Origin of the sequence: Novosphingobium naphthalenivorans NBRC 102051 (assembly GCF_001590985.1) — a bacterium.
Lineage (GTDB): Bacteria > Pseudomonadota > Alphaproteobacteria > Sphingomonadales > Sphingomonadaceae > Novosphingobium > Novosphingobium naphthalenivorans.
Window position 1 is genome coordinate 1 of record NZ_BCTX01000002.1, and the last position, 25,321, is coordinate 25,321.

The 25,321-nt window shown below is 63.6% G+C and carries 32 protein-coding genes; 18 read left to right on the forward strand and 14 right to left on the reverse strand.

The annotated features are described in order from the left end of the window. The first annotated feature begins 58 nt into the window (after positions 1-58). Entirely contained in the window at positions 59-898 is an 840-nt protein-coding gene (locus NN5_RS00885; RefSeq protein WP_067732143.1) for a DUF815 domain-containing protein, read from the forward strand. A 260-nt stretch (positions 899-1,158) separates the two neighbouring features. On the opposite strand, the gene NN5_RS00890 is transcribed toward NN5_RS00885, so the two are convergent. Further along, positions 1,159-2,643 (reverse strand): PQQ-dependent sugar dehydrogenase, encoded by a 1,485-nt coding sequence (locus tag NN5_RS00890; RefSeq protein ID WP_067732145.1) that lies wholly within the window; start codon positions 2,641-2,643, stop codon positions 1,159-1,161. Positions 2,644-2,704: 61 nt separating this feature from the next. Between NN5_RS00890 and msrC the strand changes: the two genes are divergently transcribed. Both msrC and NN5_RS00900 read left to right on the forward strand, forming a co-directional pair. Continuing rightward, the gene (msrC, locus tag NN5_RS00895) at positions 2,705-3,214 is read left to right on the forward strand and encodes a free L-methionine (R)-S-oxide reductase MsrC (RefSeq protein WP_067732147.1); all 510 of its coding nucleotides are present in this window, start codon (positions 2,705-2,707) and stop codon (positions 3,212-3,214) included. 131 nt (positions 3,215-3,345) lie between these two features. Continuing rightward, a complete protein-coding gene (locus NN5_RS00900) occupies positions 3,346-4,095 on the forward strand; it encodes a glycine zipper 2TM domain-containing protein (protein WP_067732149.1) in 750 nt (249 codons plus the stop codon). 41 nt (positions 4,096-4,136) lie between these two features. On the opposite strand, the gene NN5_RS00905 is transcribed toward NN5_RS00900, so the two are convergent. From NN5_RS00905 to hemE, 4 genes are all read right to left on the reverse strand, one after another. Further along, on the reverse strand, positions 4,137-4,835 hold the full coding sequence (locus NN5_RS00905; protein WP_174523857.1) for a YjbE family putative metal transport protein: 699 nt from the start codon (positions 4,833-4,835) through the stop codon (positions 4,137-4,139). 30 nt (positions 4,836-4,865) lie between these two features. Continuing rightward, positions 4,866-6,122: a transcription termination factor Rho gene (gene rho, locus NN5_RS00910; RefSeq protein WP_067732153.1), complete on the reverse strand. Its 1,257-nt coding sequence runs from the start codon at positions 6,120-6,122 to the stop codon at positions 4,866-4,868. A 269-nt stretch (positions 6,123-6,391) separates the two neighbouring features. After that, positions 6,392-6,835, reverse strand: coding sequence for a CopD family protein (locus NN5_RS00915; RefSeq protein ID WP_067732155.1), 444 nt, complete (start codon positions 6,833-6,835; stop codon positions 6,392-6,394). Positions 6,836-6,929: 94 nt separating this feature from the next. Then, on the reverse strand, positions 6,930-7,955 hold the full coding sequence (gene hemE / locus NN5_RS00920; protein WP_067732157.1) for a uroporphyrinogen decarboxylase: 1,026 nt from the start codon (positions 7,953-7,955) through the stop codon (positions 6,930-6,932). A gap of 340 nt (positions 7,956-8,295) precedes the next feature. On the opposite strand from hemE, the gene NN5_RS00925 reads away from it, so the two are divergent. From NN5_RS00925 to NN5_RS00970, 10 genes are all read left to right on the forward strand, one after another. Continuing rightward, a complete protein-coding gene (locus NN5_RS00925) occupies positions 8,296-9,141 on the forward strand; it encodes a pyruvate, water dikinase regulatory protein (RefSeq protein ID WP_067732159.1) in 846 nt (281 codons plus the stop codon). Positions 9,142-9,181: 40 nt separating this feature from the next. Further along, complete coding sequence (locus tag NN5_RS00930) at positions 9,182-9,760, forward strand: Maf family protein (RefSeq protein WP_067732161.1); 579 nt, start codon at positions 9,182-9,184, stop codon at positions 9,758-9,760. Then, positions 9,757-10,629 carry a shikimate dehydrogenase gene (gene aroE, locus NN5_RS00935; protein WP_245656123.1) on the forward strand — a complete coding sequence of 291 codons (873 nt, stop codon included), beginning with the start codon at positions 9,757-9,759 and terminating at the stop codon, positions 10,627-10,629. The genes NN5_RS00930 and aroE overlap by 4 nt, the downstream gene beginning before the upstream one ends. Next, positions 10,626-11,222, forward strand: a complete 597-nt coding sequence (coaE, locus tag NN5_RS00940; RefSeq protein WP_067732164.1) for a dephospho-CoA kinase — start codon at positions 10,626-10,628, stop codon at positions 11,220-11,222. The genes aroE and coaE overlap by 4 nt, the downstream gene beginning before the upstream one ends. Positions 11,223-11,272: 50 nt before the next feature. Then, on the forward strand, positions 11,273-11,956 hold the full coding sequence (gene dnaQ, locus NN5_RS00945) for a DNA polymerase III subunit epsilon (RefSeq protein ID WP_067732166.1): 684 nt from the start codon (positions 11,273-11,275) through the stop codon (positions 11,954-11,956). A gap of 27 nt (positions 11,957-11,983) precedes the next feature. Next, positions 11,984-12,568, forward strand: a complete 585-nt coding sequence (gene hpf, locus NN5_RS00950) for a ribosome hibernation-promoting factor, HPF/YfiA family (protein ID WP_067732168.1) — start codon at positions 11,984-11,986, stop codon at positions 12,566-12,568. Positions 12,569-12,687: 119 nt separating this feature from the next. Then, complete coding sequence (locus NN5_RS00955; protein ID WP_067732169.1) at positions 12,688-13,149, forward strand: PTS sugar transporter subunit IIA; 462 nt, start codon at positions 12,688-12,690, stop codon at positions 13,147-13,149. Position 13,150: 1 nt separating this feature from the next. Further along, complete coding sequence (locus NN5_RS00960) at positions 13,151-13,645, forward strand: PaaI family thioesterase (RefSeq protein WP_067732170.1); 495 nt, start codon at positions 13,151-13,153, stop codon at positions 13,643-13,645. A gap of 2 nt (positions 13,646-13,647) precedes the next feature. Beyond that, positions 13,648-13,977, forward strand: a complete 330-nt coding sequence (locus NN5_RS00965) for a DUF1491 family protein (RefSeq protein ID WP_067732171.1) — start codon at positions 13,648-13,650, stop codon at positions 13,975-13,977. 195 nt (positions 13,978-14,172) lie between these two features. After that, on the forward strand, positions 14,173-14,823 hold the full coding sequence (locus tag NN5_RS00970) for a cell wall hydrolase (protein ID WP_067732172.1): 651 nt from the start codon (positions 14,173-14,175) through the stop codon (positions 14,821-14,823). A 39-nt stretch (positions 14,824-14,862) separates the two neighbouring features. On the opposite strand, the gene xth is transcribed toward NN5_RS00970, so the two are convergent. The 3 genes from xth to NN5_RS00985 form a co-directional block, all read right to left on the reverse strand. After that, positions 14,863-15,639, reverse strand: coding sequence for an exodeoxyribonuclease III (xth, locus tag NN5_RS00975; RefSeq protein WP_174523858.1), 777 nt, complete (start codon positions 15,637-15,639; stop codon positions 14,863-14,865). Continuing rightward, positions 15,636-15,968 (reverse strand): iron-sulfur cluster insertion protein ErpA, encoded by a 333-nt coding sequence (erpA, locus tag NN5_RS00980; RefSeq protein ID WP_067732176.1) that lies wholly within the window; start codon positions 15,966-15,968, stop codon positions 15,636-15,638. The genes xth and erpA overlap by 4 nt, the downstream gene beginning before the upstream one ends. A gap of 74 nt (positions 15,969-16,042) precedes the next feature. Beyond that, positions 16,043-16,468 (reverse strand): CBS domain-containing protein, encoded by a 426-nt coding sequence (locus NN5_RS00985; protein ID WP_067732177.1) that lies wholly within the window; start codon positions 16,466-16,468, stop codon positions 16,043-16,045. A gap of 158 nt (positions 16,469-16,626) precedes the next feature. Between NN5_RS00985 and NN5_RS00990 the strand changes: the two genes are divergently transcribed. Continuing rightward, entirely contained in the window at positions 16,627-16,929 is a 303-nt protein-coding gene (locus NN5_RS00990) for a hypothetical protein (RefSeq protein ID WP_067732178.1), read from the forward strand. Positions 16,930-17,036: 107 nt separating this feature from the next. Here NN5_RS00990 and NN5_RS00995 read toward each other — a convergent pair whose 3' ends face one another. From NN5_RS00995 to NN5_RS01015, 5 genes are read right to left on the reverse strand one after another with little or no spacing between them, the layout of a single operon-like run. Next, positions 17,037-17,411 carry a (2Fe-2S) ferredoxin domain-containing protein gene (locus NN5_RS00995; RefSeq protein WP_067732179.1) on the reverse strand — a complete coding sequence of 125 codons (375 nt, stop codon included), beginning with the start codon at positions 17,409-17,411 and terminating at the stop codon, positions 17,037-17,039. Next, positions 17,408-17,839: an acyl-CoA thioesterase gene (locus NN5_RS01000; protein WP_067732180.1), complete on the reverse strand. Its 432-nt coding sequence runs from the start codon at positions 17,837-17,839 to the stop codon at positions 17,408-17,410. The genes NN5_RS00995 and NN5_RS01000 overlap by 4 nt, the downstream gene beginning before the upstream one ends. Positions 17,840-17,892: 53 nt before the next feature. Next, positions 17,893-18,354 carry a DUF2497 domain-containing protein gene (locus tag NN5_RS01005; protein ID WP_067732181.1) on the reverse strand — a complete coding sequence of 154 codons (462 nt, stop codon included), beginning with the start codon at positions 18,352-18,354 and terminating at the stop codon, positions 17,893-17,895. 51 nt (positions 18,355-18,405) lie between these two features. Then, the gene (locus tag NN5_RS01010; protein WP_067732183.1) at positions 18,406-19,866 is read right to left on the reverse strand and encodes a TolC family outer membrane protein; all 1,461 of its coding nucleotides are present in this window, start codon (positions 19,864-19,866) and stop codon (positions 18,406-18,408) included. A 2-nt stretch (positions 19,867-19,868) separates the two neighbouring features. Beyond that, positions 19,869-20,492, reverse strand: a complete 624-nt coding sequence (locus NN5_RS01015) for a protein-L-isoaspartate O-methyltransferase family protein (RefSeq protein WP_067732185.1) — start codon at positions 20,490-20,492, stop codon at positions 19,869-19,871. A gap of 223 nt (positions 20,493-20,715) precedes the next feature. Here NN5_RS01015 and NN5_RS01020 point away from each other — a divergent pair, with 223 nt between their 5' ends. The 3 genes from NN5_RS01020 (at position 20,716) to NN5_RS01030 (ending at position 24,382) form a co-directional block, all read left to right on the forward strand. Next, positions 20,716-22,236 (forward strand): fumarate hydratase, encoded by a 1,521-nt coding sequence (locus NN5_RS01020; protein ID WP_174523859.1) that lies wholly within the window; start codon positions 20,716-20,718, stop codon positions 22,234-22,236. Positions 22,237-22,323: 87 nt separating this feature from the next. Further along, positions 22,324-23,634: a sensor histidine kinase gene (locus tag NN5_RS01025; RefSeq protein WP_067732187.1), complete on the forward strand. Its 1,311-nt coding sequence runs from the start codon at positions 22,324-22,326 to the stop codon at positions 23,632-23,634. Next, on the forward strand, positions 23,627-24,382 hold the full coding sequence (locus NN5_RS01030) for a LytR/AlgR family response regulator transcription factor (RefSeq protein WP_281190388.1): 756 nt from the start codon (positions 23,627-23,629) through the stop codon (positions 24,380-24,382). The genes NN5_RS01025 and NN5_RS01030 overlap by 8 nt, the downstream gene beginning before the upstream one ends. Positions 24,383-24,459: 77 nt before the next feature. Here the strand turns inward: NN5_RS01030 and NN5_RS01035 are convergent, their stop codons facing one another. Further along, positions 24,460-24,777: a UrcA family protein gene (locus tag NN5_RS01035; protein WP_067732191.1), complete on the reverse strand. Its 318-nt coding sequence runs from the start codon at positions 24,775-24,777 to the stop codon at positions 24,460-24,462. Between the two features lie 266 nt (positions 24,778-25,043). Here NN5_RS01035 and NN5_RS01040 point away from each other — a divergent pair, with 266 nt between their 5' ends. Further along, positions 25,044-25,313 (forward strand): hypothetical protein, encoded by a 270-nt coding sequence (locus tag NN5_RS01040; protein ID WP_067732193.1) that lies wholly within the window; start codon positions 25,044-25,046, stop codon positions 25,311-25,313. Positions 25,314-25,321 lie beyond the last annotated feature (8 nt).

The following is a 25,321-nucleotide window of genomic DNA, read 5'->3' on the forward strand; positions in this document are numbered from 1 at the left end:
GTAATCCATGACCCGCCGCTATAGCCGCGCGCGAAGAATGCCAAGGAAAAGCGCGCGAATGAGTTCCTCCCTGTCCGATCACGGCCTGCTCCTCTCCCGTATTGCCGACGCCCTCGACCGGCTGGCACCGCCGCCCGCGCCGCCGTGCGACTGGCTGGCGCATCCTGCCTATGTCTGGACCGGCAGCGCGGCCCGGGCCGTCCAGCGGCTCGATGCCCCGGCGCTGGACCTGCTGCGCGGAATCGATACGCAGAAGGAACGCGTCGTTACCAATGTCGAGCGCCTCGCCGCCGGCCATGCCGCGCACGACATGCTGCTGTGGGGATCACGCGGCATGGGCAAGTCGGCGGTGCTGCGCGCCGCGATCCGCGCGGCCCAGAATGCGCATCCCGGCAGCATTGCGCTCGTTCAGGTGGCGCAGGAAGCGCTCTCGGGCGTAACGGCGCTGTTCGCAACGCTGGGCAAGATCGACCGCTGCTTCCTCGTCTTCATCGACGATCTCGGCTTCGAAGAGGATGACGGCTCCGGTCCGCGCCTGCTGCGCTCGTGGCTCGAAGGCGGGGTGGAAGCGCGCCCGGCCAATGTGCGGCTTGCCGTCACGTCGAACCGCCGCGCGATCGTGGCGCGTTCGATGTCGGAGCAGGACGATCCGATCAACCCGCGCGATGTCGTCGACGACCGTCTGGCCCTGGCCGACCGTTTCGGCCTTTCGATCGGCTTCCACAATTGCGATCAGGACGCCTATCTGGCGATCATCGGCGGCTACGCGCGCGAATTCGGCCTGGAATGGGAAGCTGCCGACGCACTGGAATGGTCCCGCCGCCGCGGCGCCCGCTCCGGACGCGTGGCCTGGCAATATGTCAACGAACTGGCCGGGCGCGCGGGCAAGGTCATTTGATCTGGTCAGGCCCACCGCGCTTCTGAATTCCACTCCTGTCGTTCGAAGCAAAAGTTCACAGCCCTGTTCTTCGTCATCCCCGCGAAGGCGGGGATCCCGCTTATAGCTGCGTAAGGTAGAAAATAGCAGCGGGCCCCCCGCCTTCGCGTGGGTGACGAATAAATATAGGGCGGACCTGGATACCACCACTCTAACACCGGGCCCACGTGTCCCGGCTTCGCTCGGCACGAACGGAAATGATCCGGTGTTACGCAGCCCCCTTAGGGCAGCAGCTTGTCCTTCCCGGCCGTGAAACCGGCTTCCATCTCGCCCTGGATATTCGGCAGCGTCGGGTCCTTGATTTCCTTGAGCGGCTTCATGTGCTCGGTCACGACCGGCTTGATCTCCGGAGACGGCTCGGCACCCGGTTTTTCGACGCGCCAGATGATCCCGGCGGTGTCATCGCTCACCAGCAGCGCGCCGGTCTTGTCCCAGGCCACCCAGGTCGGCCGGCCGTGAGTCTTGCCATGGTCGATCAGGAACCCGGTCAGCACCGGCTGCGGCTTCACGTTCTTGGGATTGCCGTGGTCGTCGAAAGGAATGAAGACGACATCGTAACCGACCGGCGGACGGCGGTTCCATGAGCCGTGGCGGGCAATGAAAGCGCCGTTCTGGAACGCCTTGCCCAGACGCGTGCCGCCCTTGTCGAAGGTCATGCCCAGCACCGCCGTATGCGCGCCCATCGCGTATTCAGGCTTGCGGGTATATTCGATCATGTACGTCTGCATCGGCCACTGGACGCGATCGTCGAACGTGTTCTTCCAGTAGACCCAGGGCCAGCCGTACTGCACGCCGACCGGCACGTTGGTGAAGTAGTCAGGCACCAGATCGGGGCCGAGCATGTCGCGCTCCTGCACCGTGGCCCACATTTCGCCGGTCATCGGATTCCAGTCGAGACCATTGGGATTGCGCATCCCGGCCGCGAACTGGCGCCGCCGCCCGGTTTCGGTATCCACTTCCCAGATCGCCGCGCGCCCCGCCTCTTCGGCCATGCCATTGTCGGCGATGTTGGTGGCCGAACCGACCGCGACGTACAGGTGCTTGCCGTCCTGGCTCAGCAACAGGTTGCGCATCCAGTGATTGCCGCCGGGCCACAGGTCCATCAGCTTCTTCGCCGGACCTTCCAGCCTGGTCGCGCCAGGCTGGAAGGGGAATTCGAGAATGGAGTCGTGGTTGGCGATATAGAGCGTACCGTCCCGGTAGGCCATGCCCGAGGGCGAGTGCATATCGGCCGTGCGGAAATCAAACCGCTGGTCGGCCACGCCATCGCCGTTCGAATCGCGCAGCAGCACGATCTTGTCGGGCGACGCCACGCCGGCCCCCACCTTGTCCATCGCCCAGCGCGTCGCCAGCCCCCAAAGCCCTTTCGGCTTGTCCCCGGCAGGCGCATTGGTTTCCGCGACAAGGACATCGCCATTGGGCAGCGTGAGCATCGTGCGCGGATGATCGAGCCCTTCGGCAAAACGGGCCACGGCAAGGCCATCGGCGGCCTTGGGCGCCTCATCCTTGGCCCAGCCGACCGGTTTCACCAGCCCCAGACTGGGAATCCATTGCGGATCGGGCTCGACCAGTTTGGGATCCTTGCCCGCTGTGGCATCGCTCGGCAGGTCCGAGGTGTTGGAATACTGAGCCCAGCCAATCACCCCCGCAACAGCGAGGACAAGGACGAGCAGGACCAGGGCGGCCTTCTTGAGGATCGAGCGCATGGCCACGAGATAGGCCTGCCGCGCCTAGGCGGCAACCGCGAGTTGCGCTAACGCGCTGCCCATGTACGACTTTACCCCCCCAGACGGACTTGGCCAACACGATCTCCCCAAGCCCGAACTCTACAGCGCCCTCGCCGCGGCTGCCCAGGCCCTGGTGGAAGGCGAGTGTGATCCCGTTGCCAACATGGCGAACCTCGCCGCCGCCATCTGGCAGTTCGTGCCGGACCTCAACTGGGCCGGATTTTACCGGGTGCTTCCAGGTTCAGGCGGGGATGAACTGGTTCTGGGACCTTTCATCGGCAAGCCTGCCTGCATCCGCATTCCCTTTGGCGTGGGCGTTTGCGGAACCGCGGCGGCATCGGGGACGACGCAAGTCGTGCCCGATGTCCATGCCTTTCCCGGCCACATTGCCTGCGACGCGGACAGCCGGTCCGAGCTGGTGGTGCCCGTGACCGTGGACGGCCGGGTGATTGCCGTGATCGACCTCGACAGCCCGGCACCCGGCCGGTTCGACGAGGAAGACGCCGCCGGGATGCAATCCGTCGCACAAGTCGCTGCCCGCGCGATCTGACGGAACTGCGCCGAATCGGGACAGGGAATCATGCAAATCGGCAAGAGACTTGGTTTTGTGCGGATTCCGATGCTAAATTTCGCGTTAACTAACAGATCTAACCATCCGGTTCTCGCGAAAGGGCATTCCCGATGCGTCTCTGTCTTACGGCTGCTGCCACAGCGCTGACTCTCCTCGCCAGTCCCGCTCTCGCGCAGGACGGTCCGCCTCCGCCGCCCGATCCGCGTGATGCCCCCGCGCCTTATCCCGGCGGCCCCCGCTATGGCGGATACGATCCGGCGGCGCGCGATGCCTGGCTGGCCGATTGCCGCCGCCGCGTGTCAGCCCGCGATTCCGGTATCGGCGGCGCGGTCATTGGTGGCGTGGTGGGTGCGGTCGCCGGCAACCGCATTGCCGGCAGGCATCACCGCACGGCAGGCACCCTTGCCGGTGCCGCCGTCGGCGCGGTGGCTGGCGCCGCCATCGACAAGGCCGAGGATGCGGGCCGCAACCGCGACGAGTGCGAAGCCTATCTCGACGATTACTACGCCCGCTACACTCATGGCGGAGGCGCCTATCCCGGTTATGGCTATGGCTATGGCTATGGCTATGGCTATGGTCCGGGGTACGGATATGGCTACGGCTACCCGCAGGGATACTATCCCGCCTACAGCTACCCCGCACAGGGATGCTGCATGGCCCAGCCGGTGATGATGGTTCCGATGATGATGGTCCCGGTGGCGCAGCCCAAGCCGCACTGCACCGAAACGATCGAATACGTCTATGAAGACGTGCCGGTCCGCCCGGCCCGCCGGATCATTCCCAAGCGCCCCAAAGTGGTGCCCGACAAGCGAGTCAAAGTGGTCCCGGACAAGCGGGTGAAGCTGCAACCGGTGAAGTAACAAAAAGGGCCGGAGAGTGGGAAACTCTCCGGCCCTTTTTGTCAGAACAGCGTCGACACGCCGAGGTGCGGGTCGATCCAGCCTTCGTAGATCATCTTCACCGCGACATAGAGGATCACGCACAGGCCCACATAGGCAATCCAGCGGTAACGCTCGATGTACTTGGCGATGAAATTCGCCGCCACGCCCATCAGGATTACCGACAGCAGCAGGCCGACGATCAGAATGCCGGGATGGGCACGAGCGGCACCGGCCACGGCGAGAACATTGTCGAGGCTCATCGATACGTCGGCCACGGCCACGGCCCAGGCCGCACCGGCAAAGCTTCTGGCCGCGCGCAAGCCGCTCTCTTCGTCGCCTTCGATCTCCGGCGAACCTGCACTTTCACCGCCGTGATGCAGTTCGCGCCAGAATTTCCAGGCGACCCACAACAGCAGCAGTCCACCCGCGAAGATCAGGCCGACAATGCCCAGCAGCCAGGTGACAGCGAGGGCAAAAGCGATACGCAGCACCAGCGCGGCGCCGATACCGATCAGGATGACTTTCTTGCGCTGCGCTGCCGGCAGGCCCGCCGCCAGCGCGCCGACGACAATCGCATTGTCCCCGGCGAGCAGGAGGTCGATCATCAGGACCTGACCGAAAGCGGCCAGCGCGGCTGGCTCGGTGATGTTCGAGAAATCGGCGGCGATGTGCTGCAGGATTTCGGCCGGACCACCCACGGAGACCGCGACCGCCAGCATTCCTAGGGTGATCAAACCGAAATACCCCGCTTACTGATTCATCGTCGCGAAGAAGTCTTCGTTGGTCTTGGAATCCTTCATCTTGTCGAGAAGGAATTCCATCGCGTCGACCGTGCCCATCTGCATGAGAATGCGGCGCAGGACCCACATCTTCGAGAGCTGGTCCTTGGGAACCAGCAGCTCTTCCTTGCGGGTGCCGGACTTGCCCACATCGAGCGCCGGGAAGATGCGCTTGTCGGCCACCTTGCGATCGAGGACGATTTCCGAGTTACCGGTGCCCTTGAACTCTTCGAAGATGACTTCGTCCATGCGGCTGCCGGTATCGATCAGCGCGGTGGCGATGATCGACAGCGAACCGCCTTCCTCGATGTTGCGCGCGGCGCCGAAGAAGCGCTTCGGGCGCTGCAGGGCATTGGCATCGACACCGCCGGTCAGGACCTTGCCCGAACTCGGCACCACGGTGTTGTAGGCGCGGCCCAGACGCGTGATCGAGTCCAGCAGGATGACGACGTCGCGCTTATGCTCGACGAGACGCTTGGCTTTCTCAATCACCATTTCGGCAACCTGGACGTGGCGCTGCGCGGGCTCGTCGAAAGTCGAGGAGATGACCTCGCCCTTCACCGAGCGCTGCATGTCGGTGACTTCCTCCGGGCGCTCGTCGACGAGCAGCACGAGAAGGAAGACTTCCGGATGGTTGTCGGTGATCGCCTTGGCGATGTTCTGCAGCAGCACCGTCTTACCGGTACGCGGCGGCGCCACGATCAGGGCGCGCTGGCCCTTGCCCTGCGGCGAAATGAGATCGATCACGCGAGCCGACTTGTCCTTGACCGTGGGATCGAGGCTGTCGAGCTTGAGGCGCTGATCGGGATAGAGCGGCGTCAGGTTGTCGAAATTGACGCGGTGGCGCACCACGTCGGGATTGTCGAAATTGACGCTCATCAGCTTGGTGATGGCGAAATAGCGCTCGCCGTCCTTGGGCGCGCGAATCTCGCCTTCGACCGTATCGCCGGTGCGCAGGCCCCATTTGCGGACCTGGTTGGGCGAGACGTAGATATCGTCGGGACCGGCGAGGTAGTTCGCCTCGGGGCTGCGCAGGAAGCCGAAGCCGTCGGGCAGAACCTCGATCGTGCCCTGGCCGATGATTTCCTCACCGTCCTCGGCCACTTCCTTGAGGATGCCGAACATCAGGTCCTGCCGGCGCATGGTGGAGGCGCCTTCGACGCCCAGTTCCTCTGCCATTTCGACCAGTTCGGCCGCGTTCTTTTTCTTGAGTTCTTTCAGGTGCATTTTGTTGGATTCCGAATGGAAAGATAGTGTCGGCCGGCGGATCGATGGGCTTGGGGAAAGCAGATCCGGGCATGCGAAAAGGGCTCGCCGCCCCGTTGCCGGAACCCCGTTTAGATAAGCGCTGAGAGCCTCGCGGTCAACGGATCATCTGTCAAACCGGATACCGCGCACGCCGGTTCGCGTCACTTGCCGCCGGGAGCCTCGCCTTTACCCGCCTGCTGCATTAGCGAAAACGCCGAGGCAAGAAGGGCGATCATCCGGGCAATACCTCAGAACGGTTTGACGACGACAAGAACCACGATCACCGCTGCGGCAAGCCCCGGGATCTCGTTGAGCATCCGCAGCTTCTTGCCTGTCAGCGGGCGCTGGCCCTTCGCCAGCTTCTTGGCATAACCAACCAGCCAGCCATGATAGGCGGTAAGGCCCAGTACGAAGAGCAGCTTGGCGTGAAGCCAGGGTTCGCTCCAGAAGTTCATCGCCGTGGCCAGCGCCACGCCGAAGATCCAGACCATGATCAGCGAGGGCGTCAGGATGATCTTGCGCAGCTTGGCCTCGCGGTCGATCCAGCGCGCTTCCTCGGCAGAACCCGGCTCTGCTTCCTGGTGATAGACGAAATAGCGCGGCAGCATGAACAGGCCGGCCATCCAGAAGATCACGAAGATGATGTGCCCGGCCTTCAGCCAGAGATAGGTCGTCAGCAAGATCTGCTCCATGAGGTCACCCTATAGGCGCCCGCCCCCGGCGCCGGTTTGCCCCTGTTTGTGATTTAGTCTGTGGTTTCGTGTGCGGCTCGATACCCGTTTCGATTCAGCGTTCCCAGGCCCGCACCGTTGCCAGAAGACGCTCGACGTTTTCAATCGGCGTATGCTGGCCGATGCCGTGGCCGAGATTGAACACGTGGGGACGCCCGGCAAAGGCATCAAGCACGCGCCGCGCCTGTTCGTCCAGTTCGTCCCCGCCCGACAGTAACAGGAGCGGATCGAGATTGCCCTGTACCGGCAAACCCTCCGGCAGCGCTTCGGCCGCCCAGAGCGGATCGACGGTTTCATCCACACCCACCGCATCGACGCCGGTTTCGCGGGCATAAGCCGCCAGTTTCTCGCCCGAGCCTTTGGGGAAACCGATGACCGGCACTTGCGGATGGCGTTCCTTCAGGGCGGATACGATCGCGGCGTTGGGCGCGATAACCCACTTCTCGAACTGCGCGGGGGCAAGGCTGCCGGCCCAGGAATCGAAAAGCTGAACCGCTTCGGCCCCGGCTTCGATCTGACCGCTGAGATAGTCCACCGTCACTGCAATCACGCTTTCGATGATGGCTCCGAAGGCCTCCGGATCGCGATAGGCCATCGCGCGTGTCTCGTGCTGGTCACGGCTGCCCTCGCCTGCGACCATGTAGGTCGCGACTGTCCAGGGAGACCCCGCGAACCCCAGCATGGTTTTGTCCACAGCCAGCGAAGAGCGCACTTTCCGGACCGTTTCGTAGATCGGGGAGAGCCGTTCCGGCACGGCCGTCAGTCCGGCCAGGGCATGGTCGACCAGCCTTGGGGACAACTTCGGCCCTTCGCCTGCGAGGAACTGCAGGTCCTGCCCCATCGCATAGGGAACGATCAAGATGTCGGAAAACAGGATCGCCCCGTCGAAGCCGAAACGGCGAACCGGCTGCAGGGTGATCTCGGCGGCTGCGTCCGTATCGTAGACCAGCGCAAGGAAGCCGCCTTTCTCTGCCCTGAGAGCCCGGTATTCGGGAAGATAGCGCCCGGCCTGGCGCATCAGCCAGATGGGTCGCTTATCAGCATTTTCGCCACGTAGCGTGTTCAGGAGGAGGCCGGGCATCGCGTTTCGGGTCCAATCAAAAAAATAATAGATAATTTATAAAAGGATTGATGGAGTCTGTTGGCCCTGTGGATATCGGGGATGACCGCGCCTTGCCCGATTTGTCCCGGATTGAACAGGGTGAAGTGCGGCAACCGACTCTCAGGCTCAGCGCGGTCAAGAAAAGGTTGTTCGCCTTGTCCACAGGGTGTGGAATGTGTCTTGGGCCTGTCCATAATCGCGCTTGTGGAATCCTGATAATGGGCAGGAAATCCCCTCCGCGAGTTGTCCATGAGTTGTCACCGGATTGCTCCCGTGGTTTATGCCGCAAGATATCCACAAGCGGTCCAGACCCCACCTTATGGCGCGATTTCACCTGCATCTCCTTTCGGATTCCACCGGCGAAACGCTGGAGATGATAGCCAAGGCCGCGCTGGCCCAGTTCGACGATTCCGACGTATTGCGCCACTTCTGGCCGATGGTGCGCTCGCAGCAGCATCTCGACCGGATCATGGGGGAAATCGCATCGCATCCCGGACTCGTTTTCTACACGCTGGTGAACGAGGAAACACGCGGGCGGCTGGAAGAGCGCTGCCAGGCCCTGGGCTTGCCGGCGATTGCCGTGCTCGATGGCGTGACCGATGCGCTCGAAGCGCTGCTCGGGCAGGAGGCCAAGGGCCGTCCCGGCCGCCAGCACCGGCTCGACGATGCCTATTTCGCACGGGTCGATGCCATCCAGTTCACCATTGCCCATGACGACGGGATTGCGTGGGAGGAATGGGAGGATGCGGATATCATCCTGGCCGGCGTGTCGCGCACCAGCAAGACGCCGACCAGCATCTATCTTGCCAATCGCGGCTACAAGGTCGCGAACATTCCGATCGTTGTGGAAAGTCCGCCGCCGTCTGCGCTGTTCGGTCTCAAACGTCCGATGGTGGTGGGGCTGACGACAGCGCCCGAACGGCTGATCCAGGTTCGCCGCAACCGTCTGCTGTCGCTCAGCCAGTCGCCCGATACGGACTATGTGCAGTCCGACAAGGTCGAAAGCGAACTCAAATATGCGCGGCGGATGTTCGCGGACAACTCCTGGCCAGTGATCGACGTGACCCGCCGCTCGATCGAGGAAACCGCCGCGGCCATCATCAATCTGTACAACGAGCGCCGCGCGGCCGGCACGCAGGGGCAGGTCGGGCCCAAGCCCATTTGATTGAAGCCGATTTGACACGTTCTACCGGAAAATGACGTCCATGATTGTTCTTGCCTCTCAAAGCGCCTCGCGCCGCGCCATGCTGGAAGCCGCCGGCATTCCGTTTCGCGCGCAACCGGCCAATATCGATGAACGCAGCATCGAAGTGGGGCTGGGCGAAGCACCGGCTTCCGTGATCGCGCTCGAACTTGCCAGGACCAAGGCCCTGGCGGTTTTTGCACCGGGCGAGATCGTGCTGGGCAGTGACTCGCTGGTCTCCTGCGGCGGCCGCCGCTTCGACAAGCCGGCATCGCGCGACCAGGCCGCCGAACATCTGCGGTTCTTTTCCGGCAAGGTGATGGAACTGCACAGCGCGGCAGCGCTGGTGCGCGATGGCGAAGTCCTCTGGGCTGAACCGGCACTGGCCCGGTTGCATGTCGCGGATCTGTCCGATGCTTTCATCGAGAGCTATCTGGAGGCCGAATGGCCCGAAGTGGCCGGATGCGTGGGCGTGTTCCGCATCGAAGGACGCGGGGTACAGCTGTTCGAGGCGATCGAGGGCGATTACTTCACGATCCTGGGTATGCCGCTGCTCACGGTGCAGGCGGCCCTTCGCAAGATGGGAGTGATGCCCCGGTGAGCACGCCTTCTGTGAATAGGCCTTATGCCGAAGTGATCGGCGATCCGATTGCCCAGTCGAAGAGTCCGGCAATCCATAACTTCTGGCTGGAAAAGCTGGGAATGGCGGGGCGTTACGATCATTGTCTGGTCAAACTGGATGGGCTTGCCGAATATCTGGCGGCACGGCGCTCCGATCCGGACTGGCGCGGGTGCAATGTTACCATGCCGCACAAGCTGGCGATCGTTCCCCTGCTCGACCGGCTCGATCCGCTTGCAGCCCGGATCGGCGCGGTCAACACGGTGGTGCGTGAAGTCGACGGAACGCTGACCGGATACAACACCGATGCTCCCGGTTTCCTCGAACCCTTGCAGCGCGAGCTGGACAAGACCCATCTGTTCCGCATGGCCCGCGTTCTGGGCACCGGCGGCGCAGCGCGGGCCATCGTTGCCGCGCTGGCGCAGGAGAAATTCGTGATCGTGCTGGCGGGCCGTGATCCTGGCAAGGCACGCGCGATGCTTGACGAACTGGCGCCGGGCACGGATCATCACGCCATCGATCTGGCGCATTTCTGCGATCCCACCGATTTCGCGTTCGATGACCGCGCGCACTGTTTCGACCTGATCGTCAATGCCAGCCCGCTCGGCATGACCGGGCAGCCGCCGCTCATGTTCGATTTCAGCCATGCGCCGCCGGGCAGCGTGGTCTATGATATCGTGACGAGTCCGCTCGACACGGCCTTTCTCCAGGCGGCCCGCAGGGCGGGCTTTGCCACGGTTGATGGCCTGTCGATGCTGATCGGGCAGGCGGACATCGCCTTTGCGCATTTCTTCGGGCAGAAACCCCCGCGCCAGCATGACGAGGCATTGAGAAAGCTGATCCTGTCATGACGGGCCAGAAAGTCGTCGGCCTCACCGGCTCGATCGGCATGGGCAAGTCCACAGTCGCGGGCATGTTGCGCGAGCTGGGGGTTCCGGTGTTCGACGCGGACGCGGCGGTTCACGAACTGCAGGGTCCGGGCGGCGCTTTGCTGGGGGCAATCGAGGCGGCTTTTCCGGGTACGACCGGGCCTGACGGTGTCGACCGGCAGAAACTCGGCGCGGCTGTTTTCGGTGACCGGGAAGAACTCGCGCGACTCGAAGGAATCGTCCACCCGGCGGTTGCCGCGATGCGCGGAGCGTTTCTGCGGGAAAACGCGCAGGCGCCGCTCATCGTTTTCGACATTCCCTTGCTCTATGAAAAAGGTGGTCATGAAGGGCTCGATGCCGTGGCTGTGGTGTCTGCTCCGACGGCGCTGCAGCGCGAGCGGGTCTTGTCCCGGCCCGGCATGACCGCGGAAAAATTCGAACGGATTCTGGCACTTCAGGTGCCCGATGCGGAAAAGCGGGCTCGGGCCGATTTCGTCATCGATACCGGCGGCGCACTGGATGAGACCCGGCAACAGGTGGCCGGTATCGTAAAGGCGCTGGAACGAGCAGAATAATCGCCAGCAGGCTCTTGCACAGGGGCCGATGCAGGCAGATATGGGTAGAGATGCGAGAGATCATCTTCGATACCGAAACGACCGGTTTCGACCCCAAGAACGGGGACCGAATGGTGGAAATCGGCTGCATCGAAATGGTCAACCGGGTGATGACCGGCCGCACCTACCACGCCTATTTCAATCCCGAACGTTCGATGCCGGCCGAAGCCGAGGCGGTGCACGGGCTGTCGGAAGCCTTCCTGGCGGACAAGCCGCTGTTTTCCGAATGCGCGCAGGCGTTTCTCGATTTCATCGAGGACAGCCCGATGGTCGCGCACAACGCGGGCTTCGACTTCAACTTCATCAATGCCGAGCTGAAGCTCTGCGGATTGCCCGAAGTCAGCCGGGATCGCATGGTCGATACCGTGGCGCTGGCCAAAGTGCGCCATCCGGGCGCGAAGCTTTCGCTGGACGCCTTGTGCACCCGCTATGGCATCGATCGCAGCCACCGCACCAAGCACGGAGCCCTGCTGGACTCCGAGCTGCTCGCGCAAGTCTATGTCGAGTTGCGCGGCGGCCGTCAGATCGGTTTGGAGCTGGTTGCAGAAAACACCGAAATCGTGACGGAAATCAAAGTCTTCACAAAAAAAGACCGTATTTATCGTCAGGCGCGTCCCCACGCGCCCACCGAAGAGGAAAGGGTCGCACATGCGGAATTCCTCAAGTCGGTCGATACCCCGCTCTGGGGTGAATAGAACAACTAGTACGAGGAGAAATCGCTCATGGACATTCGCGTCTCCGGCCATCAGATCGACACTGGTGAAGCCCTCCAGATCCACGCCAGCGAGCGACTGACGTCGATTATCGAGAAGTATTTCAACAAGGCCCTGTCTTCGCATGTGACGTTCGGGCGCGCGCCGGCGGGCGCGTTCCGCTGCGACATCATCATGCATGTCATGCAGAATCTCGTGCTCAAGGGCACCGGCATGGCTCAGGACGCTCATCTCGCGCTCGATCAGGCGGCCGAGAAGATCGACAAGCAGCTGCGCCGCTACAAGCGCCGCCTCAAAGATCGTCATGAGCAGGCCGTTCATGCGATGTCGGTGGAAGATTCCGCCTATGAGGAAGCGGCCTATACCATCTTTGAGGAAACCCCGACCGAGCACGACGACGAGATCGAGGTCGATGCCCCGGTCGTCATTGCGGAAACGCGGGTGGACGTTCCGGAGGCCACTGTTTCGGACGCGGTCATGATGCTCGACTTGCGGAATACCACGGCGCTTTTCTTCAAAAACGCTGGCACTGGCCGGCATAATATGGTTTACCGCCGCGGCGACGGTTCGATCGGCTGGGTCGAACCGCACTGATGCCCGTTGCGGCATGACATACTTCTGATCGTAGGAGAGGAAGAAAAACCCCCGGTTTTACCGGGGGTTGGGGGCGTGCATCAATTGGAAACCAGTCTAAGCCTAGAATTAGATTTGAAATGAGTGGTCTTTTCACACTGCTGCCCGAAGCCGTGATTACGGCGAGTGCGGACAGCAAGGACATCATTCTGGGACAGCTCGCGGCACTGTTTGCCGAGGTCTATGATTTGGACCGCGACAAAGTTCTGGAACGCATTGTCGAGCGCGAGGAGCTCGGCAGTACCGGCTTCGGGCGCCGGATTGCCATTCCGCACGCCCGCATTTCCGGCCTTGGCCGTCCGGTTGCCGCTTTCATACGCCTTGAAGCGCCGGTGGAATTCGATTCCGCCGATGGTATGCCGGTCGATCTCGTCTTCGGCCTGCTGTCTCCCGAAGGTGCCGGCGCCACGCATCTCCATGCCCTTGCCGCGATTTCGCGCATGATGCGCGACGAGCGGATGCATGAGGCCCTGCTGGAGGCGCCCGGTTCCGAGGCGCTCTACAGCCTGCTGTGCAACGTCATCGATCGCGATGCCGCCTGACATGACGCCAGGCGCGGTGCCGGAGGATTCCCCGGAGGACTCCGGAGCCAGCCTGCACTGGCGCGCGCTGGAGGGGCTCTATGCCTCCGCGCCGATCAACCGGATGTTCCGTTCCTCGCTTGAGATCATGGGCGAAGGCCTGTCGCGCATCACGTTCCTCGTGGAGCCCGATTGCTTCCATGCTGCCGGTGCGGCGCACGGCACGATCTATTTCAAGATGCTCGACGATGCCGCTTTCTATGCGGCCAATACGCTGGTGACGGACCGGTTCCTGCTGACGACGTCCTTCAACCTGCATCTCAGCAAGCCGATCAAGGGCGGCACGGTCGTGGCGGAAGGGCGCTGGGTCAGCGGCCGCCGGCGCGTGCTTGTAGCCGAATCGCGGCTGGTCGATGAGGAAGGCGATGAAGTCGGGCGCGGGACCGGCACGTTCATGCGCTCGCGGATCGCCCTGTCCAGCCTGCCGGGCTATTCCGGGCCTATGGCCGCGTCCTGATCATGGATGCGCGGCTTCCCGCTCACCTCGAAGTCTCGGCGCTGATCCGGGCGGTGGAAGTTGCCGGCGGGTTTGCCATGGTGGTTAACAAAGGCGAGCGCGACGCCGGGACGATCATGGTCGTGATCACGGAAAAAGGCGAAAACTCACGAGCTTACGAGCGTATGCCGGAGATGGACGGCACGCGTCAGTGGCGTTGCGTAAAGGCGCAAGATGCTGAAAATAAACAAGAGTTTTCCGAGTATTTAACGCGTCGCAGCCAGCAGGATCGCGACTTGTGGGTGGTGGAGCTGGACATCGCACAGGGTGAACGGTTCATCGGGCTTGATTAAGATTTCCAGTTGACTTGCAAGCTTTGCAAGCTAAGGGCGCCTTCGCAAACGCGCAGGCGGCATGGGAAGCATTCCGGCTTTCCGGCTGGCACGCAGACGGGGGACTATCGGCAGGCCCGAACGTGATCATGATGCCCAAGGGGTTTCACGTTTCAGCCTGTGTCGGATGGGTTCACCGCATTTGATCAAGATGTAATGCGAACCAAAGTTCAGTGGGCCAGCGCGATGGCGCTTGCCGCTACGGTATTTGCCACTTTGTTTGGCGCCCAGGGTTCGGGCGCGGCCGCTTCGGATATGATTCCGACACCGGCCAGACAGGAACCCGCCGTGACATTCGTTTCCCAGCCGGTCGTACAGGCCATCGCTTCCGGGGACGGCGAGAGCGAAACGGATGACACCCTTGCCCAACAGGCCGTTGAAGAGCTTCCCGACGCGGATTCGCTGGCCGAACTCGTGGCCGAGCAGGCCATGCCGCAGACTCTGAGCCGGGAAATGCGCTGCTTGGCCGGCGCGATCTATTTCGAAGCGCGGGGCGAAACGCTGGAGGGCCAGCTTGCGGTTGGCCGCGTGATCGTCAACCGGGCCGCTTCAGACCGTTTTCCGGACAGCTATTGCGGCGTGGTCCTGCAGCGCTCGCAATTCTCGTTCGTCCGCGGCCATGCGATGCCGTCGGTGCGTGAGCACTCGGCGGGCTGGCATCGGGCCGTGGCCATTGCCCAGATTGCCCGCGACGGCAGCTGGAAGAGCCCGGCCAAGGGCGCCTTGTTCTTCCACGCCGCCCGGGTGTCGCCGAACTGGCGCCTCACCAAGGTCGGCCGGATCGACAATCATATCTTTTACCGTTGAGGAAAACGGGCGGGGCTTGCGGAAGTTCCCGCCCGTTTTTCAATCCCTGAGCTGGACCCAGACCGGGGCGTGATCGCTGGCCTTTTCGCGGCCACGATAGGCCTTGTCGACGCCGCAGGCGGCAAGCCGGTCCGCCAGCTCGGGCGAGAGCAGCGCATGGTCGATGCGAAAGCCGTGATCGCGCTGCCAGGCGCCTGCCTGATAATCCCAGTAGGTCCACACGCCGCCGCGCGGGTTGTGCGTGGCGATGGCATCGGTCCAGCCATCGCCGAGAAGCCGGAAATAGGCATCGCGCGATTCCGGCTGCATCAGCGCATCGGCCGCCATGGCCTGCGGGGACCAGACATCGCGGTCGGTGGGAATGACGTTGAAGTCGCCCGTGACGATGGCCGGCACTTCCTCGGCCCGGATCGCCGCCATGCGATCGCGCAGGCGGCTCATCCAGCGCAGTTTGTAATCGAACTTCGGGCCGGGCACGGGATTGCCGTTGGGCAGGTAGATGCACACCACGCGCAGACCGAAGACCTGGGCTTCGAGATAGCGCGAGTGATCGTCTTCCGGCTCTCCATCGAGCCCGCGCTGGATTTCCTCCGGCGCTTCCCCGTCGGCCAGGATGGCAACGCCGTTGAAGCCTTTCTGGCCATGCCAGATGCCCTTGTAGCCCAGCTTCTCGAACTCGGCGATCGGGAAGCCTTCGTCCTGCGACTTGATTTCCTGCAGGCAGGCGACCGAGGGGCGGGTCTCCTCAAGCCATTCGAGCAGGCGGGGCAGGCGGGCCTTGACGCCGTTGATATTGAACGAGGCGACCTTTTTCACACCGAGAAGCTCGATCCGCAGCCGCAGCCTGCCGCGGCGTTCGGGTTTTCCACCCGGAAGGCCGCGCCGCCCAGCGATTCGACGAAGTCCACCACGCAGCCGCTGACGAGATCCAGACTCACCGGATCGACCACCAGCTGCACGCCGTCGGTTTCGGCGATCGCGTCACCGGATTCCGGCGCATCGGCCAGGCCGAACTTGTACTGAAAGCCCGAACATCCCCCGCCTTCGACCGACAGGCGCAGGATCGCGGGTTTTCCCTGCTTTTCGGCAATCGCCGCCACGCGCGCGGCGGCGGAGGGGCTGAGCGTGAGGTTTTGCTGGTCCATGCCCGGGATGTAAGCGCCCCTGCCCCGTGCGGCAACCCGGGAGCGGACCAGCTTTCCGTTATAGCCAGGCGGCGTCAGGCCGTCTGAATGTAGTCCCGCATCGCGGCAGCTTCGGTTTCGATCTTGTCGATCCGGTGCTTCACGAGATCGCCGATCGAGACGAAGGCGATCATCCGGCCATTTTCCACGACCGGAAGGTGACGGATGCGCCGCCGCGTCATCAGCGACAGGGCCGCCATGACCGAAGTCGCCGGATCGACCGTGACGGGGGGCGTGGTCATGACTTCGCCTACCGGCTTGGTCAGCATGTCTGGCCCGAACTCGTGCAAGCGGTAGATCACGTCACGTTCGGAGAAAATGCCGGCGATCTTGCCGTTTTCCATGACCGGCAGCGCGCCGATCCGGCGTTCGGCCAGCATTCCGGCGGCTTCGCGCACCGAGGTGGAAACATCGCAAGTCAGAACGGCGTCGCGGCCTTCGATAAGGCGCCCAATGGTCATTGTCGGACTCTCCCTGTTTTGCTTGGACCCGCCCCTCGGAAGGGCAGGTCCTGCGAGAGTATCACAGCGGCCTTGTGTCCGCCACTTTGTCCGATAGCGCGCCCAACCGGCCACGAGCCCCTTGCGGGGTGATGGCAAAGGCCTCACATGGACTCGCGATGATACCCCCCTCTCCCCTCGAAGATCCCGAGAAGGCCGCGCACGCCTGGGCCCGCTATCTGCGGATCATGCGCTGGATGATGCTGGCAACCGTGGGGCTGGTCGCGGCGGCGGTGATTCTGCTCTACCGCTCCAACGGGATGGTCTCGATCCACTTCTATATCGCGACCGCGCTGGGCATCGGCTTCACGATGCTGCTGACCTCGGCGCTGATGGGGCTGGTGTTCCTGTCGAGCGGCACCGGACACGACGAATGCATTGTCGACCCGCTCAAGGACGAGGATTCCCGGTCCCAGAGTTGATCCGGTTCAAATTGAACCGAATCAACTCTGGGAAATTCTTTGTTTGCCGTGATTTCCGAGCCGGCAGGTGATTTCACCTGCCTCGAAATCACTCTAGGCGGGGAAGGTCAGTCCTGCTTGGGCCTGAGCCGGTATTCCTCGACGGGCTCTCCCCCGATCAGGTGCTGCTGGATGATCTTTTCCAGCACCTCTTCCGTGCAGGAATGATACCAGACGCCGTCCGGCCAGACCACGGCCACGGGCCCTGCGAAGCAGATGCGCAGGCAGTCCGCCTTGGTTCGCGCGATACCGCCCGCACCGTCGAGACCGAGCTGTTTGAGGCGCTTTTTCAGATACTTCCAGGCAGCCTGCCCCTTTTCGGGAGAACAGCATTCGCCTTTCTGCGGTTCGGCGCAGATGAAGATGTGACGCTGGATCGCGTCTCCGCCGGCCTTGGCCAGTGCTTCGCGGGCCTGTTCGATTTCCCTGTCCGAAGCGGTCATGGGCGCAGCATCCACGGTTCCGCCGCCACTGCGAAGGCGTCCGGCAGGGCGCAGGGGCCATCCGGGCCGACGGTGACGACGATGGTGCGGGCGAAGACCAGCGGCTTGCCGTGTTGCGTGACGACCTGAACGATCTGCTGGCTGCTCCGCCCGATGCCTTCGAGAGCACACCCTACCTCGACAGGGTCCGGGTAGCCGGTCTCACCGATATATTCGATCGCCATGCTGGCAACCATCGTGGCGATGTCCGGCATCATCGCCGCGTAGCCGGTGCGAAGGCTGAACCGCACGCGGGCATCTTCGATGATGCCCGCCATTGCGACGTTGTTGACGTGCATGTTCACATCGAGATCGCCGAAGCGGGGCTCGATCATGCAGGTGAACGGATAGCGCGAGAGATCGAGCAGCGCGGGATCGGGTTTGGCCATAACCGCGAAGTAGGGTGGGTGAACCTGCAGGTCCAGTCCCGAAACGGGCCGTGTCAGCCCTTCTTGCCGACGATTCGCGCGATCTCGGCAGCCACCAGGCGCTCCACCATCGGCGGCAGGTTCTTGTCCAGCCACTCGGCCAGGGCCGGGCGCAACAATTCGCGGGTCAGCCCTTCGAGCGAGGTTTCGCCCGACCGGACGATCTGGGGAGGCGTGCCGGGTTCGGACAGCATGGCCAGTGCGGCGAGCGATTCGCGCATGGAATTGCGCACCTGATCGCCGATCAGCGCCGGTTCGGCATCGTCCTCGGATTCCATTTCGACTTGCGCGGTTTCGGCCAGTTCGAGCACGTCGTCATCTTCCGGAGCCTCTTCGGCGGTGCGTTCGTCTTCGATCACGCCCACGGTTGCGCGGCGCTGGCGTTCGATGCGGGCGCCGGCGCGGTTGTCGCGGGCAATGACCTGCTTGATCGACTGGAGAATCTCCTCGACCGAAGGCTCACCGTTCTGACGCATTCCCACATTCCCCTACGTGGCCCGGCCGGGCGCAACCAGACTGCCCCCGAATCAAGGCGTCGTCTGCTCTCCCGAAATCTCTCCGTCCTGGACCGGCGTGTCAACGGTGCGGGTCGATTTTGCGACGGGCGCCGGATCGTCGGCCCAGTCGAAGATCTTGCCGCGCACGCGTTTGTAGTTGACCTCGGGATCGTAGAGGATGTCGTTGTCGAAATTGAGATCGCGCGCTTCGGCCTTGCCCATGGCGGCGAGCAGGTTGAAGCCCGCGACATAGGCATTGCGCTGCGCCGTCACCAGCTGGACCTGGGCGTTCAGCGATTCCTGTTCGGCATTGAGAATGTCGAGAATCGTGCGGTTGCCCACCGAGTTTTCGGCCCGCACGCCCTCAAGGCTCAGCGCGGCGGCATCGACTGCGACTTTCGAGGAACGGATCACGTCGTTTGCGGCCAGCCACGAACTGTAGGCGGAGCGCACTTGCGCGATCACGCTGCGCTCGGCCGCGATTTCGGTTTCCAGCGCGGCCGAGGCCGAGGCCTGCGCCTGACGGCGCTGGGCTGCCGGCAGGCCGCCCTGGAAGATTGGCAGCGAGACCGACACGCCGGCAGTGACCGTGTGATAGCTGTCATAGCTGTAGACCTGCCGGTCCACCGATCCGAGATAATCGGTGTAGGAGCCCGACGAGAACAGGTTCACGCGCGGCAGGCGTCCGGCTCCGGCCGTCGAAATATCCCGATCGGCGGCTTTCGAGCGTTCGCGCGCGGCGATCAGGTCAGGGTTCGAGTCCAGCGCGATCTGCACGGCTTCTTCGGGCGTTGCCGGGAGATTGGGCAGCGGCGGAGGCGAATCCAAGGTTTCGGGCGCCTTGCCCACCAGCTGGATATAGGTTTCGCGCGCGGCGGCCAGGTTGGCTTCGGCAGCGCGGGCATCGCTCTGGGCCACGGCCAGACGGGACTGCGATTGCGCCACGTCGGTGCGGGTCACGTCGCCGATCTCGAAGCGGTCGCTGGTGGCCTGCAGGTTGGTCTTGAGGACGCTGACGTTCTTGCGGTTGAGCCCGACGATCGCTTCGCCGCGGATCACGTCCATGTAGGCGGCGACCACGGCCGAGAAGACCTGGCTCTCCGTGCCGCGCAAATCGGCCTGCCCGGCAGTGACGCGGATCTTCGCGGCGGCGATGCGGTTGCGGACCGCGCCGCCGGAATAGACCGGGACGGTAAGGTCCGCACCGGCGCTCAGGGTCTTGTGCGGTCCGGTGTCGGAATAGAGCCCGGCATCGAGGTACTTCATCACCGTGGCGTCGGTGCTGACGCTGGGAAGGCCCGATGCGCGGGCAATCGGCACATTCTCGTCCACGCCGCGCTGCTGGGCACGGGCGGCCTGAAGCGAGGGGTTGGTCTGGTAGGCGAGAACCAGTGCCTCGCGCAGAGTGTCTGCGTGAGCGGGCGCCGTGGCCGTGGCGATGAACAAAGTGGCGCTGGCCAGCAACCCGGCCCGACTTGCGAACCGGGTCACGCTTAGAAGCTCCAGCGTTTCGGCGCCGCGAATTCGGGAAGGGCGGGGATGCCGAGTTCCGCGAGCGGCAGCAGCGAGACCGTGCCAGCCGTCTTGCAGCCGGTGGCGAGACGGCTGACGCCGCGCACGGTCAGGCCGGTCACGATCCGGCCGCCTTCGGCCATCTGCGCGCCGATGGCTTCGGGAAGCTCTTCCACTGCACCGTCGATGATGACTAGCGAGTAGCCGCCTTCGCCGGTCATGCCCGCGGCGGCGGCAGGATCGACGGTATCGAGCGAACCGGCCAGCGGACGCAGCAGCGTGGCAAGGTAGCCTTCGCCGTCACCGACGAGCAGGACCTTGTCGGTCTTCGTCGGGGCGGCCTCGGCCAGCATCTTGCCGTGCACGAGCGGCGCCGCCAGGAAGCGGCCGTTACCGAGCGGGATGGCCCGGTCGATATAGGCGGCATCGCGCATCGCTTCGGGCACGAAGTGCTCACGGGCGACGGCGGCCATGGCTGACAGGACCCAGGGTTCGTTGACGCCGCTGGTGCGCAGCTGGCTGACGATCATGGCGTGACGGGCGCTGGACTGTTCCATGGCGGCCGTTTCGGTTTCGGGGGCGGACCGTTCCTCGGTCAAGGTCATCTGGTGCAATTCCCTCATGCAGGCGGGAGGCTGATACGCAGGAGCGTATCGATATTCCGCAAGGACAGCATTTGTGCGGGCCTTCTAGGCCAAGGCGCCAGCAAGGCCAAGGGCTTTGACGATACCTTCGTCGATCCATTCAAGCACTTTGACGATGGACTGCCTGCGGCCTATGGGGGCGGCGCGAAATCACGTGATCCGCTTAACCTGGAGCGCATTATCCATGGCCGATATGGTGACTATCCGCGAAGACGACCTGATCGAAAGCGTCGCCGACGCCCTGCAATACATCAGCTACTACCACCCGATGGATTACATCCGCGCGCTTGGTGAGGCCTATGAGGCCGAGCAGGGGCCGGCCGCCAAGGACGCGATCGCGCAGATTCTCACCAACAGCCGGATGTGCGCCGAAGGGCACCGCCCGATCTGCCAGGACACCGGCATCGTCAACGTCTTCATCGAATGGGGCCAGAACTGCCGCCTCGAATCCGACCGCAGCTTGCAGGAAGTGGTCGATGAAGGCGTGCGCCGCGCTTACGGCAACAAGGAAAACAAGCTGCGCGCCTCGGTGCTGGCCGATCCCGCCTTCACCCGCCGCAACACCAAGGACAACACGCCTTCGGTGCTGTCGGTCTCGATGGTTCCGGGCAGCAAGGTTTCGGTCGATGTCGCGGCCAAGGGCGGCGGCTCGGAAGCCAAGTCCAAGTTCAAGATGATGAATCCCAGCGACTCGATCGTCGACTGGGTGCTCGAAATGCTGCCGCAGATGGGCGCCGGCTGGTGCCCGCCGGGGATGCTGGGCATCGGTATCGGCGGCACCGCCGAGCACTGCGTGAAGCTGGCCAAGCAGAGCCTGATGGACCCGATCGATATGGGCCAGCTCAAGGCGCGCGGGCCGCAGAACGATATCGAGGCGCTGCGCATCGAGATCTTCGACAAGGTCAACGCCATGGGCATCGGCGCCCAGGGGCTCGGCGGCCTTGCGACGATCCTCGACGTCAAGATCCTCGACTGGCCGTGCCATGCGGCGAACAAGCCGGTGGCGATGATCCCGAACTGCGCCGCGACTCGCCACGCGCACTTCACGCTTGACGGCTCGGGGCCGAAGTATCTCGAAAAGCCGAACCTTGCCGAATGGCCGAAGGTCGAGTGGAAGCCGAGCAAGGAAGCGATCCGCGTCGATCTCGACACGCTGACGGCCGAGGACGTGAAGAGCTGGAAGCAGGGCGACCGCCTGCTGCTCAACGGCAAGATGCTCACCGGCCGCGATGCCGCGCACAAGCGCATCCAGGACATGCTGGCCAAGGGCGAGGAGCTGCCGGTCGATTTCAAGGGCCGCGTGATCTACTACGTCGGCCCGGTCGATCCGGTCCGCGACGAAGTCGTCGGCCCCGCCGGTCCGACTACCGCGACGCGCATGGACAAGTTCATGGACATGATGCTGGAGCAGGGCCTGCTCGCCTGCGTCGGCAAGGCCGAGCGCGGCCCGGCGGCGACCGAGTCCATCGCCAAGCACGAGTCGGCTTACCTCATGGCCGTGGGCGGCGCCGCCTACCTTGTCGCGCGGGCGATCAAGGAAGCCAAGGTCGTCGGCTTCGAGGATCTGGGCATGGAAGCGATCTACGAATTCACCGTGGAAGACATGCCGGTGACGGTCGCGGTCGATGCGGAAGGCAAGAACGTCCACCAGCTCGCGCCGCTGGTCTGGCAGGAAAAGATCGCCAAGGAACACCTGCTCGCCTGAGGGCGGGTGTCCTGATCGACGAAGGGCTGATGCGCGCCGACCGGAAGGCTGGCGCGCCGTCCCGCTTTCGCGTTAAGCGGGACGTCTATGACTGATGCTGCCGACACTCCGCGCGTGCCCGCGCGCATGGTGCTCCTGTCGCTGGGGGCGCTGTGGGCGTGCTACTTTATCGTGGCGACGATGCGCGGCGCCTTCATGGGCTTCGACTTTGCCTGGCCGATCATCTCGCGCCGGCTGACGATCTGCATTCTTTCGATGCTGGTGATGGCAGCGGTGTGGCCGTTGCTGCAGATGCTCGACCGCAAATCGAACGGTGTGCGGCTGGCTGTCGTTCTGGTGGGTGCCTTGCCGCTGGCGCTGCTGCTGAGCTTCATCAACACGGTGATCTTTTCCGACATTGAATTGTCGACCAGCTATCAGGATGAAAATGGCGCTGCCCGGCCCGATCATGGCAAAGTGCGGATCATGCAGGACGAGGCGGGCAATATCCTTGTCGATTTGCCCAAGCCGCCGTCCGTTCCAGCTCCTCCGCCAGTTCCCACGTCTTCCGATACGTTGCCTGACGCCGTGCCGGGGACAGCGGCGCAGCCTGTAAAGGAAGACTTCGCACCGGGCGTCACGATTCACGCAGGGATTCGGAAAGACGGCCTGGTCTATGCCCGTTGGGCTTCGCTGGCTGACACCACATTTGGCCGCTACTTCCTCGTTCTGGCCTGGGCCGCGCTCTATTTCGCGCTGGCCAAGGCCGAGGACGCGCGCGCGGCCGAGAGGCGCGAGGGCGAATACCGGCGCGCCGCCGAGGCGGCCGAGCTGCGATCCTTGCGCTATCAGGTCAATCCGCATTTCCTGTTCAACACGCTCAACTCGCTCTCCGCGCTGGTCATGACCGGGCGCCAGGAAGACGCCGAGGAGATGATCCAGACGCTTTCGACGTTCTACCGCCGGACGCTGTCGGGCGATCCCACGAATGATCTGCGGCTGGTGGACGAGATCGAACTGCAGAAACTCTACTTCGCGATCGAGGCAGTGCGTTTTCCCAATCGATTGCTGACGCGAATTGATATTGACCCGGAAGCTGTCAATGCGATGGTGCCCGGCATGATCCTGCAGCCGCTCGTCGAAAATTCGGTCAAATATGCCGTTGCGGCCACCCAGCGGCCGGTGACAGTGACCATCAAGGCCCGCCGTGAAGGCGGGCAGCTTGTCATTGCCGTCAGCGACGATGGTCCGGGCACCGACCGCGGCCCCAAGGCCGAAGGCTGTGGCATCGGCCTCAACAATGTCCGCGACCGTTTGCGCGCGCGCTTCGGGCTGGCCGGGACCCTGACGTCCGGTAAACGGCCGGAAGGCGGCTATGAAACGGTTCTGCGGATGCCACTGGAGCGCGGCCTTGTCTGAAATTCCGTCGGCTGGACAGCCGGAAACCGGCGCATTGCGCGCGCTTATCGTTGATGATGAACCGCTGGCGGTCGAGCGGATGCAGGTCATTTGCGCCAGGATCGATGGCGTTACCGTGGTTGGCACGGCCAGCGACGGAGAGGCGGCCTTGCGGCTGGCCGAGGCCCTGACTCCCGATCTCCTGCTGCTCGACCTGACGATGCCGGGAACCGACGGGCTTTCGGTGGCCCGGCAACTCTCGGGCTGGGAAAACCCGCCTGCGGTGATCTTCGTGACGGCGCATGACGAATTCGCGGTCGAAGCGTTCGATCTCGATGCCATCGACTATGTCCTGAAGCCCGTTGCGCCCGACCGGCTTGAACGGGCAGTGAGCCGTGTCGTCTCGCGCCGCGGCCAGCGGACCGATGTTTCGAGCCCGTGGCTGGCGGAGTTCTGGGTGCCGCACCGTTCGGAACTGGTGCGCGTGCCGGCAGGCGACGTTCAGCGCATCGATGCCGAGCGGGACTATGTGCGCCTGCATGTGAATGGGCAGAGCTTCCTCTTGCTGCAGACGATCACGGGTCTGGAAGAGCGGCTCGATCCGCAGCACTTCATTCGCATTCACCGTAGCTGCATCGTGCGCCGCGACTATGTGTCCGGCCTCAAGCACGAAGGGCTCGGCGTCTGGTCGGTCGAAACGGCGGATGGGGAGATCTTGCGGATCGGCCGCACGTATCTGCCCGCGGTAAAGAAAATGGCGGGCCGCTAGGGCCCGCCAGGTTTTTTCCGGGTTTATTTTTATGGGACCTGGAAAATCCGGTGAAAATCCGGTGAAAATCCGGTGGGTCAGCCGCCCAGGCGGCTGTCTGAATTGGCATTGTCGATGGCCGTGGCCATCACGTCCTTCGCGCGGGCCGTGGCCTGCTTGTAGCAGGAGCGTGCCCGGGGGCTCGCCAGGCGCGAACCGGTGGCCTGCTCATCCATTCCGCAAGCGTCGCGCGCGGCGATGTCAAGGCGGCGTTCGAGCGTGCGCTGGCCTTCGGGAGTCGTGAGGTCGAGATCGGCGTATTCGACGCGGACCTGGGTCTTTTCGGCGGCGAGAGCCGGGGCGGTGGTCAGGGCCAGACCAAGCAGGGCGGCAGCGATGGGGGCATTCTTGAACATGGTGATTTCCTCCTCTGGCGAGCCGGTCCGGGGGGCGTTTCCGGCTCGATGAGTGTGTTGTGCGCCCCTTTGCGGGGCCATTCACGCGAAGCTCGATTGCCGGTCATCGGCCTTCGACAAAGTGCGGACGGCATGGACGAACGACATTTGTAGTCGACAAACGACATGCCGGAGCGGCGCGGTTCGGCGGCGCCTGATCCGGCCGCGATTCGTTTGTGGCACGGCAGGTTCTGGTCAGCAGGGCGGCGGCGGGTTAGAAGGGGGTGATGCTGCCATTGCTCGTCGTTTTCTGCCTGGGCGTGTTCAACTTCGCTGCGCACAAGGCCGTGCTGGAAAGCGGCCATCCGATGCTGGCGCAAGTCCCGTGGCTGTTTCAGCCGCTGGGCGGCCGGCTGAGCCTGGTGGTGGAATTCGTCATGCTGCTCGGTGCCATGATCATGGCCGCGTCCGGATCGATGGGCTGGACCTGGATCTATCTGCTCTACTCGGTGCTTAACGGCCTCTCGGCATGGCTGATGACCAGCGGCAGGGTCTAGCGGGAACT